This is a genomic window from Adhaeribacter pallidiroseus, from assembly GCF_003340495.1.
GTDB lineage: Bacteria > Bacteroidota > Bacteroidia > Cytophagales > Hymenobacteraceae > Adhaeribacter > Adhaeribacter pallidiroseus.
This window is the reverse complement of the sequence record NZ_QASA01000001.1, coordinates 4,094,785-4,106,458: the sequence shown is the minus strand read 5'-3', so window position 1 is coordinate 4,106,458 and position 11,674 is coordinate 4,094,785. Positions and strand designations below refer to the sequence as shown.

The 11,674-nt window shown below is 41.6% G+C and carries 8 protein-coding genes and 3 tRNA genes; 5 read left to right on the top strand and 6 right to left on the bottom strand.

What is annotated here, in order from left to right:
• Window positions 1-19: 19 nt before the first annotated feature.
• The 6 genes from AHMF7616_RS16525 to AHMF7616_RS16500 form a co-directional block, all read right to left on the bottom strand.
• Window positions 20-1,720: a GMC oxidoreductase gene (locus AHMF7616_RS16525; protein ID WP_115373891.1), complete on the bottom strand. Its 1,701-nt coding sequence runs from the start codon at window positions 1,718-1,720 to the stop codon at window positions 20-22.
• A 71-nt stretch (window positions 1,721-1,791) separates the two neighbouring features.
• Window positions 1,792-2,418, bottom strand: coding sequence for a gluconate 2-dehydrogenase subunit 3 family protein (locus AHMF7616_RS16520; protein WP_115373890.1), 627 nt, complete (start codon window positions 2,416-2,418; stop codon window positions 1,792-1,794).
• Window positions 2,419-2,680: 262 nt separating this feature from the next.
• Entirely contained in the window at window positions 2,681-4,702 is a 2,022-nt protein-coding gene (locus tag AHMF7616_RS16515; protein WP_115373889.1) for an alpha amylase C-terminal domain-containing protein, read from the bottom strand.
• A gap of 315 nt (window positions 4,703-5,017) precedes the next feature.
• The gene (gene frr / locus AHMF7616_RS16510) at window positions 5,018-5,581 is read right to left on the bottom strand and encodes a ribosome recycling factor (protein ID WP_115373888.1); all 564 of its coding nucleotides are present in this window, start codon (window positions 5,579-5,581) and stop codon (window positions 5,018-5,020) included.
• Between the two features lie 114 nt (window positions 5,582-5,695).
• Window positions 5,696-6,406 (bottom strand): UMP kinase, encoded by a 711-nt coding sequence (pyrH, locus tag AHMF7616_RS16505; RefSeq protein ID WP_115373887.1) that lies wholly within the window; start codon window positions 6,404-6,406, stop codon window positions 5,696-5,698.
• Between the two features lie 232 nt (window positions 6,407-6,638).
• A complete protein-coding gene (locus AHMF7616_RS16500) occupies window positions 6,639-7,136 on the bottom strand; it encodes an acyl-CoA carboxylase biotin carboxyl carrier protein subunit (protein WP_115375652.1) in 498 nt (165 codons plus the stop codon).
• An 87-nt stretch (window positions 7,137-7,223) separates the two neighbouring features.
• On the opposite strand from AHMF7616_RS16500, the gene AHMF7616_RS16495 reads away from it, so the two are divergent.
• From AHMF7616_RS16495 to tuf, 5 genes are all read left to right on the top strand, one after another.
• On the top strand, window positions 7,224-9,812 hold the full coding sequence (locus AHMF7616_RS16495; RefSeq protein ID WP_115373886.1) for a M1 family aminopeptidase: 2,589 nt from the start codon (window positions 7,224-7,226) through the stop codon (window positions 9,810-9,812).
• A 217-nt stretch (window positions 9,813-10,029) separates the two neighbouring features.
• A tRNA-Tyr gene (locus AHMF7616_RS16490) sits at window positions 10,030-10,112 on the top strand.
• Window positions 10,113-10,165: 53 nt separating this feature from the next.
• Window positions 10,166-10,238, top strand: a tRNA-Gly gene (locus AHMF7616_RS16485).
• Between the two features lie 52 nt (window positions 10,239-10,290).
• Window positions 10,291-10,362: transfer RNA gene (locus AHMF7616_RS16480), tRNA-Thr, on the top strand.
• Between the two features lie 95 nt (window positions 10,363-10,457).
• Complete coding sequence (gene tuf, locus AHMF7616_RS16475) at window positions 10,458-11,645, top strand: elongation factor Tu (protein WP_115373885.1); 1,188 nt, start codon at window positions 10,458-10,460, stop codon at window positions 11,643-11,645.
• The last annotated feature ends 29 nt before the right edge of the window (window positions 11,646-11,674 follow it).

Sequence of the window (11,674 nt, the reverse complement as noted above, 5' to 3'; positions counted from 1 at the left end):
TTATTGGTTTGTGAATTTATCAGGCGATATTACCTTTCTTCAGTTCTTTAACGGCAAAATCAGCAGCCCGGGCCGTTAAGGCCATGTAGGTAAGCGATGGATTTTGACAGGCAGCTGAAGTCATGCAGGCGCCATCGGTTACAAATACATTTTTTACTTCGTGCAATTGATTAAAAGCATTTAGTACCGAAGTTTTTGGATCGCGACCCATGCGAGCGGTACCCATTTCGTGGATAGCCATGCCGGGATAAGAACCGTTATCGTAGGTGGTCACATTTTTGAGACCGGCAGCTTCCAGCATTTCGGCGGCATCGTTCATCATGTCTTTCCGCATTTTCATCTCGTTGTCTTTAAACTCGGCATCAATATCCAATGTTGGTAAGCCCCACTTATCTTTTGTCTCTTTATTTAAGAGTACCTGATTTTCGTAATACGGCAGGCATTCACCAAAGCCGGTTAAGTTCATCTTCCACTGGCCAGGCTTCGAAAGCTCATCTTTAAAGTTAGCGCCAATACCCATTTCGGCTACTCCACGCATCCAACTATCCCGGCTGGCCCCGCCCTGGTAACCAAAGCCCCGAACGTAATCGCGTTTTTCATCACCTAAGTTTCTAAAACGCGGAATATAGATGCCGTTTGCACGACGACCGTAGTAATATTGATCATCAAAACCTTCGGCTTCGCCGGTGGCCCCAATCCGGAAATGATGATCCATTAAATTATGGCCTAACTGACCGCTGGAACTACCTAAACCATTGGGGAAACGATTTGAAATAGAATTGAGCAGAACGAAAGTAGTACCTAAAGTTGAACCGTTTACAAAAATAATTTTGGCAAAGTAATCAGTGGTGGCACTGGTTTGGGTATTAATTACCGTTACGCCGGTAGCTTTATTTAATTTTTCATCGAAGATAATGTTACTCACCAGCGAGTGTGGCTGTAGGGTAAGGTTACCCGTTTTCATGGCAGCGGGCAGGGTAGAAGCCTGCGTACTGAAATAAGCGCCGTAGGGGCAACCGCGGCTACATAAGTTCCGGTATTGGCACGAGGCCCGTCCATTGTGCGGCTGCGTTAAGTTAGCTACCCGCCCGATAGTCAAATGCCGGCCTTTGAACTTAGATTCGATGTGTTTTTTTACATCTTTCTCTACGCAGTTGAGTTCCATGGGGGGTAAAAACTCGCCATCCGGCAAATGCGGGATATTTTCTTTGGCGCCGCTAATACCCGCAAATTTTTCAACGTAATCGTACCAAGGCGCTATATCTTTATACCGGATGGGCCAATCTACTCCGATACTTTGTTTGGCGTTGGCTTCAAAATCCAGGTCAGCAAGCCGGTAAGATTGCCGGCCCCACATAATCGATTTGCCACCCACAATATTACCGCGGTACCAATCAAACCGTTTTTTTTCGCTGTAAGGCGCATCATTATCGTTTATCCAGAAACTTTCGTTGGTTTCGTTATAAGGATAATCCCGGCTTAAATAAGGATGGGTTTCTTTTTGGGCTAAAGTAATTTTACCCCGGTGGGCAAATTCCCAGGGGTGTTTCATGGCGGTGGTATAATCTTTTACGTGCTCCACATTACGGCCCCGTTCGAGTAATAACACTTTTAAACCCTTTTCGGTGAGTTCTTTGGCAGCCCAGCCACCACTGATGCCGGAACCAATAACGATGGCGTCATAGGTATTTTGTTCTTTTGCTTTACCGTTTATATTCATGGAAAAGAAAATGCTAAAAATTTAAAAATTTAATAAATGAAAGGAGCTATTCAGAAAATAAATAGCCTTGATTAAGTAGCCCAACCTTTTTGGCCCGGTGTCAGGGGGGTACAACCTTCAAACCGGCCCGGTACGTGCACGTAGGCCAAAGCTTTGGTGGCGCCTGGTTCCGAAGTAAAATAACCTACTAAAGTCATTTCCTTCATCATTGAAAAGAAGGAGGGCTCCACTTCTTTCTCTTTTTCTTCCCGCGTTTTAGCCTGGGCTTTTATTCTGTTTTGCTCGTCACGTTCGGCTTTGGCTAAAGCATCTTCTTTGTTTAGTAAAGCCAATTGCTGTTCAGGTTTGCAGTCCAGGAATTCGGTGCCGTGCGCTTGTTTGGCGCGTTCGTCCAGGGTATCTAAACCTTTAAAAAACCGTTGCTGGTCTTTTTCCGGATAGCAATCAGCCAACATAATTAACACATATTCCGGTACTTTGGCTTCTTTAGCACCAGGAGTACTGGTAGCCGGAATAATAATTTCGGTGATTTCCTGAATCATGGCCTTATGCTTATCCGAGACAAGGGTAGTGGTTTTAGTGTCTTGGTTGTTGCTGGTTTTAGTTTCGCAACTGTACAACAGGCCGGATAGGAGCGGAGCGGAAATGGCACTACCCATTAAAGCAGCCACTCGCAGCATAGCTTCTCTTCTGTCCATTATTTAAATTTAAAAGGAGGTTATATTTACAATTAATTGTAAACAATTTACAATATTTTATTTCAAAAACGGCATTATTAGAAAAGCTACTTGCTAATTATATATTTAGAATAACGGATTATTATCTTAGTTGCATTTTTTTAAAATTTTGTGTTTTTCTATTTAAAAATCTATAAAGATATATCCATAAAAAAAGCAGGAGTAGCTCCTGCTTCTGATAATGGAATAATTAAAATTTAAAAAATATAATGGTTTAAGCTTTTTACTTCTTTTTAAATACCAGTGCGGTGCGATTGGTACTGTAAATGCGTAATTTAGAAACGCCTTCTTCTTCGTAAGTGAAATATTCTATGCTGGTATCGATGCGGTTAAATCCCCCAAAATCAGCCTCATCAGAAGTAAGGATAAGTTGGTAAGTTCCGGGTTGCGGTACTGTAAAAGTATAGCCGAATAGGGAATTTTGAATACTAAAGTTAAAAACAAAGATTAAGTTGGCCCGCTCAAAAGCAATAATATTATTTGCGGTGTCCATGTTAAGTTGTTGCGCCTGTGGTGCAGCTAAAACATGGTTTTGCAGAATAGTTTTAATCATTGCCCGATCAAAATTACCCATAAACTTGTATTTTAAATTAGGGTTATCAATCAGCGACCATTGCCGGCGGGCGTGTTTATGGCTCCAGTTATTACCTTCCCGTGGAAAATCCACCCACTCGGGATGCCCGAATTCATTACCGATAAAGTTTAAATAACCTTCGCCGCCTAAGGAAATAGTAATTAACCGGATTAGTTTATGCAAGGCAATGCCCCGGTCGATAACTAAATTAGGATCATCTACACTCATGTGAAAGTACATTTCTTTATCCATGAGCCAAAAGGCCAGCGTTTTATCACCCACTAAAGCTTGGTCGTGCGATTCGGCGTAGGCAATGGTTTTTTCGAGGTAACGCCGATTGGTCAATACGCCCCACATTTCATAAATATTCCAATCTTCGTCGCGAGTGTGTTTTAATAATTTAATCCAATAATCCGGTATTCCCATACCCAACCGGTAATCAAAACCAACGCCTCCGTGGTCGATGGGTCGGCAAAGGCCCGGCATCCCGCTCATGTCTTCGGCAATACAAATAGCTCCGGGTTTTACTTCCTGTACCAGACTGGTGGCTAACTGCAGGTACAAAATAGCATCGTTATCTACGCCTTCCTGGAAATATTTACTATAATTATCAAAAGCTACGCCTTCGCCGTGATGCAGATAGAGCATAGAAGTAACGCCATCGAAACGGAAGCCATCGAAGTGAAATTCTTCGAGCCAGTATTTTAAATTTGATAATAAAAATTGCCGAACTTCGGGTTTGCCATAATTAAATAACCGGGAATCCCAACCTGGGTGGAAACCTTGCGGCCCCGAATGAAAATATTGGTCATCGGACCCATCGAAGTTAGCTAAACCTTCGGCCACATTTTTTACCGCGTGCGAATGGACTACATCCATAATAACGGCCATGCCGAGCTGATGTGCTTCGTTAACTAAATATTTTAAATCTTCGGGCGAGCCAAAACGGGAAGTCGGTGAAAAAAAGTTAGAGACATGGTAGCCAAACGAACCGTAGTACGGATGTTCCATGACGGCCATAAGTTGGAGGCAATTATAACCACCCCGGGCAATGCGGGGTAAAATTTCGTCGGCAAACTCGCGGTAGGTACCTACGCCTTCTTTTTCCTGCGCCATACCCACATGGCATTCATAAATGACGGGTTCGGTAATAGTGGAGACAGCAAAAGCTTCGTCGGTCCAGATAAACGGTTCTTCGGGTAACCAAACCTGACCGGCAAAATCATAACTCACCGGGTCCTGAACCGCGCGCCGGATATAAGGTGGAATTCGATCGAGTCTTCCGTTGGCAGCATCAACGTGTACTTTTACTTTTGTTTGGTGGCCAAACCGGCTGGCATATTCCTGATCGGGTAAAAAAATTTCCCAAATACCTTGGGCGTTCTTCTGCAAAGAGTGCGATTGGCGGTTCCAATCGTTAAAATCACCAATCAGGAAGAGTTGCCTAGCCGCCGGCGCCCATTCGCGGTACCACCAACCTTCGTTTTTAGCATCGTAGTTAATACCGAGATACTGGTGCTGATTTGCAAAATGGCGGAGGGAACCGTATTGCTGCTGTATTTGCTCTAAAGTTAGATTAAACTGATTTTGACGCTCTATTATATCTGGGGCAAAAGGACTAAGCCAACCATCATCTTTTACTAATTGGGGCGTGTTTTCTATTTCTTCCATACAGGCTATATTCTTGCGTAAATCATATGTCACGATAAACGAAGCTTTGCTGCGGTAAGATAAGGTTTTTACCAGTTTTAATTCTTTTTTTTGTTTGCAGCGGATTTGAACCCTTCCGGGATCATCTAAAATTTAAAAAATAAAGAATCAAGATATAATTTTTTAAAATCTGCTGTTTTTGGACGGGTTAATAGAAGAGTTATGGATTGAATAGTGTAAGCGATCTATTTTTTTAAATTTTTGTTTATAACCATAAAGCAAAGAGCCCTTTTGCTGTTGGCAAAAGGGCTCTGCTGTATGTGCTTGGAGCAATTATCAAATAGTCATTATTTCGGTTTCTTTCTTGCTTAGTAAATCATCTACCTTTACAATGTAGGAATCGGTCAGTTTTTGTACTTTAACCTCCGCATCTTTAATCGCGTCTTCGGCAGCTCCTTCTTTTAAAAGCTTGCGAAGTGATTCATTAACATCTTTGCGAATATTACGCACCCGTACTTTGCCGCTTTCGCCTTCACCTTTCGCTTGTTTTACTAAATCCCGGCGACGTTGTTCGGTTAAGGCCGGAATATTTAAACGTACAGCATCGGCTTCTTGTAAGGGGTTTAGTCCCAAATCGCTATTTTTAATCGCTTTGTTAATTTCGCCCAGCATATTTTTTTCCCAAGGTTTAATTAATAAGGTACGGGTATCGGGCGTGCTAATATTGGCTACTTGCGAAATGGGAGTGGCCGTGCCGTAATAATCTACTTTTAAATCTTCAATCATGGCTGGCGAAGCTTTACCCGCCCGGATTTTACTTAATTCAATGCTGGTGTGCTGCAAAGCTTTTGCCATCGATTCTTCTGCTTCGCTGAGATAAAACTGAATTTCTTCTTCCATACTTTTAAGTTATGAATAAAATGAGCGTCGTTAAAAACTAAACGCAGAACGTACGTAAAAAAGCAATATTTTGGTTAACTACAAAATGTAGGGAGTACAACAAATAATAAATTTTCAGGAAGATACTAGAGTTCCCACCGAATCGTCGCCTTCTAAAATACGTCGTAAATTACCAGCCCGATTCATATCGAAGACAATAATAGGTAAGTCGTTTTCTTTGCAAAGGGTAAAAGCTGTCATGTCCATGACGTTCAGATTTTTTTCAAAAACATCCTGAAAAGTAAGGTGTGTAAAACGAACGGCATCCGGGTTTTTTTCCGGATCGGCGGTGTAAATTCCGTCTACCCGGGTTCCTTTTAAAACTACATCGGCTTCAATTTCTACGGCCCGCAAACTTGCCGCTGAGTCGGTGGTAAAGTACGGGCTACCAATACCCGCGCCAAAGATTACAACCCGGCCTTTTTCAAGGTGGCGCATGGCCCGCCGCCGGATGTACGGCTCACAAACTTGTTGAATGTTAATGCCGGAAAGTAAACGGGTGGTAATGCCTTCTTTTTCGAGCGCACTTTGCAGCGCCATGCTGTTAATTACGGTGGCCAACATACCCATATAATCGCCTTGTACCCGATCTAATCCCATGGATTCGGCTTGGGAGCCCCGGTAAATGTTACCACCCCCAATTACTACAGCTATCTCGGCACCTAGTTCAGCAGCACTTTTAATTTCGTGCGCATATTGGATCAATCGTTTGGTGTCGATGCCATATTGTTGCTCGCCCATGAGCGCTTCACCACTTAGTTTTAAAAGAATTCGTTTGTATTTCATTTAGTCCACAGTCTATGGCCGGTAGGCTATAGGTTTATAATTGATTATTGAATTTTGTCCACAGTCCATAGTCAACTGACCACAGATTATATAAATAATGTTGTTATACTTTTCGATGTAATAGTTATTAGTCGGGTAATAATTATGTATCTGATTGTGCCGGAAGGATAAAATTTAAAAATTGTGTAAGTTTTAACTCTTAAACCTTTTGCCCTTCAAACTAAATTATGATTTAAAATTCCAGAATTACCTGATTCTTTTCTACGTTCTGGCGTACCGCCACTTTGATAGCCTTTACTGTACCATCGTCCGGCGATTTTAAAATATTTTCCATTTTCATGGCTTCTAAAATTACCAGTGGATCGCCTTTTTTTACTTCCTGACCAACCGATACTTTTATATCCAGGATTAAACCCGGCATAGGCGCTTTTACTTCGTTAATTTTCTTGGAATTAACCTGGCTCATGCCCATTTTTTCCAGAAGCAGATCAAAGCGATCTTGCAAAGCTAATTCGTGCAAAAAACCATTCACTTTAATTGTGAATGTTTTAGCAGCGTAATCAGCTTTAATTAACTCAGCGTTAAAAGATTGATGGTTATAAATAATATGAAAACGGTTTAAACCAAGGGGCACCAGATCCCAAGAAAAAGAGGAATTATCTACAAGTATTACGTCTTTTTTAATATCAACCTGCCATACTTTTCCGTTAGCAGTTTTTACTTGTAGCATAGTAATGATATTCTTTTGGGGCTCAAATATAATTGAAATCCGGAAGTAAATGTAGAAATTGCCGGCAAATTTAAAACATTTAAGAATATGCATGAGAAGTTTTGGGGCGTGCTTCGTTTAATAATGATCATCTTTTGGGGAGTAGGATGTAAAACCAATCAGGCAACTTTTCAAGCACCAAATAACAGTACAACTGCTAACACCATTACTGCTGCACCAACCCCCTTAATGGATACCGTTGCTCGACAGCAGTCGGATAGTATTCCGGAATGGGTATCTAAGCCGGGATCTTATCATCCCACTACTACCCGTTTATCCGACTTAATTCATACCCAGCTTAAAATTCGTTTCGACTGGAGCAAGCAACAAGCTATCGGAGAAGCCATTTTAACTTTAAAGCCTTTCTTTTATCCGCAAAATACGGCTGTACTGGATGCCAAAGGTTTTACTATTCAAAACGTAAAATTGGTAAGCGGTACTACAAATAAAGACTTGCAATACACATACGATAAGCTGAAACTCACCGTAAAGCTCGATAAACAATATACCCGTAACCAGGAATATAAAATTCAGATTAATTATGTAGCTAACCCCAATAACCTACAAGTAAAAGGCAGTGCCGCGATCACTTCCGATAAAGGTTTATATTTTATCAATCCGCGGGGCAACGAAGCTAACAAACCGAAACAAATCTGGACCCAAGGCGAAACCGAAGCTAACTCGGCCTGGATGCCCACCATTGATTCCCCTAACGAGCGGATGACCCAGGAAATTTACCTGACCGTAGACCCGCAATACACGACTCTCTCGAATGGTTTGCTGGTGAGTTCCGTGAAAAATTTAAATGGTACCCGTACTGATTACTGGAAGATGGATAAGCCGCACGCTCCGTACCTGGCCATGGTGGCCGTTGGGGAGTTTGCGGTGGTGCACGATAAGTGGCGAAATTTAAATGTAGACTACTACGTAGAGCCAAAATTTAAAAATACGGCGAAGGCTGTCTTTGGAAATACTCCCGAAATGATGGAGTTTTTTTCAAAAAAATTAGGGGTTGATTTTCCGTGGCAGAAGTATGCTTCGGTGGTAGTACGCGATTATGTTTCGGGAGCTATGGAAAATACCACCGCTTCGGTTTTCATGGAAAGTTTACAATTATCTAGGCGGGAATTATTGGATACTAACTGGGATTTTATTATTGCGCACGAATTATTTCATCAATGGTTTGGTGATTTAGTTACCCTGGAAAGTTGGGCCAACCTGCCTTTAAATGAATCTTTTGCTAATTACAGCGAATACTTGTGGGAAGAACATAAATATGGCAAACCCTCAGCAGATGCACTGAATTTAAAAGAACTGAACGAATACTTAGCCGAAGCCGAAACCAAACAAGAACCTTTAATCCGGTATCATTACCAGGATAAAGAAGATATGTTCGATAGCCATTCGTACGCGAAAGGTGGCCGGGTGCTGCACATGCTCCGAAATTATGTGGGCGATGATGCCTTTTTTACTGCTTTACAGAATTATCTAAAGGCAAATCAGTTTACCTCGGTGGAGTTAGCGGAACTGCGTATGGCCTTTGAAGATGTAACCGGCGAAGATCTCAACTGGTTTTTTGATCAATGGTTTCTAAAACCGGGTCACCCGGACTTAAAAGTAGTGCATGCTTACCAAAACGGCCAGGTGCAGATAACTGTTACGCAGCAGCAAGATTCCCTTTATACGCCTATTTATCGCTTGCCTTTAACAATAGCTGTCTGGAATGGTAAGCAGAAAAAAGAGCACGCTATTACTATTACTAAAGCTCAGCAATCCTTCCATTTTCCTGCAGAGGCTAAACCGGATTTAGTAGTGTTCGATGCACAGCAACAGTTACTGGGCAAAATAAACCAGCCAAAAACCGATGCCGAATTAATGTATCAGTTTTATAATGTTAATCAGTATTTGCCAAAGTACGAAGCTATTACTAAGCTGACGGATAAAGTAAATGAGCCAAAAGTCTTAGCAATGATGCGAGCCGCTTTACAAGATGAAACGCATCAAATCCGTTCAGCAGCTTTAGCAGCACTAGCTAAATATACCGGACCAGAGCTTAATGCCCTGTTTCAGGAATTGCAAACCATAGCTAAGAACGATAAAAAGAGTGTTGTGCGTGCCGATGCTATTACAGCTATTACTGCTCTGCCCAACCCTGCTGTTGCTTCCGTATTAGAACAATCGCTTTCCGATTCATCGTATGCGGTAGTAGCAGCTGGTATTGAAGGATTAATAACAACTAAAAACGAAGCAGCAGCAGCTAAATTAAAACAGTTTGATAATGTTACCAGTGGCGAATTGTTAAAAGCTTTATCTGGTTATTATGCGCGCTTTGGTAATCCCACCCAGTTAGATTGGTTCATGAGAAATATTGATGTTGTAAAGGGGGAGAACTTATACTTCTTTACGCAAAATTTTGGAGGCTTTCTGATGAACTTTGGTTCGCAGTTAGATATTAAGAAAGGTTTAACAAAGCTCGAAGACATGGCAAGAAATCATGAAACTTATTTCATCCGGCTAGCTGCATTCCAAGCATTAAGCATTGCTTCAGATTCTGAAGAGCAAAGAAAATTATTAGCAGATATTAAATCGAAAGAGAAAGATCCTAAACTAATCCGTATTTACAGTAACATACCATAATAAATTATTAAAATTAAATAATTTAGCAACTAGCTGGTACAGAGAGGATACTAGTAATAATTAAAAAATTTAAAAATATACACGTTTCAAAGCAGTTAAAATCTGTAAACATTTTTAAAGAAAAGTTTGACAAAGAAAAAAAACCATCTAATTTTGCAACTCCTTACGAAATAGCCTTGCTGTTAAGAAAGAAAAGTTCTTTAAATTAATGTATGCCGGGGAGATTCCAGAGCGGCCAAATGGGACGGACTGTAACTCCGTTGTAGTGATACTTCGAAGGTTCGAATCCTTCTCTCCCCACACCAAATAAGATTTAGAATTTTAAAAAAAATCTTTATTCTTAATCATTACAAGCGGGAGTAGCTCAGTTGGTAGAGCGACAGCCTTCCAAGCTGTAGGTCGCGGGTTCGAACCTCGTCTCCCGCTCTAACACCAACACGCAAGAACAGGGCATTTAGAGGCTGTGTTCTTGCGTGCTGCCGACGTAGCTCAGGGGTAGAGTACTTCCTTGGTAAGGAAGGGGTCGTGGGTTCAATTCCCATCGTTGGCTCAATAACATTTCCCGCTTAGCCAAGCTATGTGCTTGTTAAGCGGTTTTGTATATTAAAGAAAAATAAAATTTAACAATTCAACAATAAAAATAAAATGGCAAAAGAAAATTTTGATCGCTCGAAGCCGCACGTTAACATCGGTACCATCGGGCACGTTGACCACGGTAAAACAACCCTGACTGCCGCTATCACTCAGGTTTTAGCGAACAAAGGTCTTGCCGAGAAAAGAGATTTCTCCTCTATCGATAACGCTCCCGAAGAAAAAGAACGCGGTATTACTATTAACACCTCGCACGTAGAATATTCTACTGCTAATCGTCACTATGCACACGTAGACTGTCCAGGTCACGCGGACTATGTAAAAAACATGGTAACTGGTGCGGCTCAAATGGATGGTGCTATCCTGGTAGTGGCTGCTACTGATGGGCCAATGCCACAAACTCGCGAGCACATTCTGTTAGCTCGTCAGGTAGGTGTACCACAATTAGTTGTTTTCATGAACAAAGTGGACATGGTAGACGATCCAGAATTATTAGAACTAGTTGAAATGGAAATCCGGGAATTATTATCATTCTACGATTTTGATGGAGATAATATTCCAATAATTCAAGGTTCTGCATTAGGTGGCTTAAATGGCGATGCTAAATGGGTAACTACTATTGAAGAGTTGATGGATGCGGTAGATAGCTTTATTCCAATTCCGACCCGTTTAACTGATCTGCCCTTCCTGATGCCAGTAGAAGACGTGTTCTCAATTACTGGACGTGGTACTGTAGCAACTGGCCGTATAGAACGTGGTATCATTAACTCTGGTGAGCAAGTTGATATCCTGGGCATGGGTGCAGAAGGCTTAAAGTCTGTTGTAACTGGGGTAGAAATGTTCCGCAAAATTTTGGACAGAGGTGAAGCTGGTGATAACGTAGGTTTACTACTTCGTGGTATTGACAAAGAACAGATCCGTCGGGGTATGGTAATCTGTAAGCCAGGATCTGTTAAACCTCACCAAGAATTCAAAGCAGAAGTTTACGTACTGTCGAAAGAAGAAGGCGGACGTCACACGCCATTCTTTAATAAATATCGCCCGCAATTTTACCTGCGTACTACTGACGTAACGGGTGAAATTGTATTGCCAGAAGGGGTAGAAATGGTGATGCCTGGTGATAACATTACTATTACTGTTAAGTTAATTAACAAAGTAGCGATGGAAAAAGGCTTACGTTTTGCGATCCGGGAAGGTGGCCGTACCGTTGGTGCTGGTCAGGTAACTGAGATTTTAGACTAAATTATTCTAAAATATAATCCGCTCTCAAA

Coding starts and splice junctions, on each gene's coding strand:
- AHMF7616_RS16520 (WP_115373890.1), bottom strand. CDS start 2,418: ATGGACAGAAGAGAAGCTATGCTGCGAGTGGCTGCTTTAATGGGTAGT.
- AHMF7616_RS16515 (WP_115373889.1), bottom strand. CDS start 4,702: ATGGAAGAAATAGAAAACACGCCCCAATTAGTAAAAGATGATGGTTGG.
- AHMF7616_RS16525 (WP_115373891.1), bottom strand. CDS start 1,720: ATGAATATAAACGGTAAAGCAAAAGAACAAAATACCTATGACGCCATC.
- AHMF7616_RS16495 (WP_115373886.1), top strand. CDS start 7,224: ATGCATGAGAAGTTTTGGGGCGTGCTTCGTTTAATAATGATCATCTTT.
- frr (WP_115373888.1), bottom strand. CDS start 5,581: ATGGAAGAAGAAATTCAGTTTTATCTCAGCGAAGCAGAAGAATCGATG.
- AHMF7616_RS16500 (WP_115375652.1), bottom strand. CDS start 7,136: ATGCTACAAGTAAAAACTGCTAACGGAAAAGTATGGCAGGTTGATATT.
- tuf (WP_115373885.1), top strand. CDS start 10,458: ATGGCAAAAGAAAATTTTGATCGCTCGAAGCCGCACGTTAACATCGGT.
- pyrH (WP_115373887.1), bottom strand. CDS start 6,406: ATGAAATACAAACGAATTCTTTTAAAACTAAGTGGTGAAGCGCTCATG.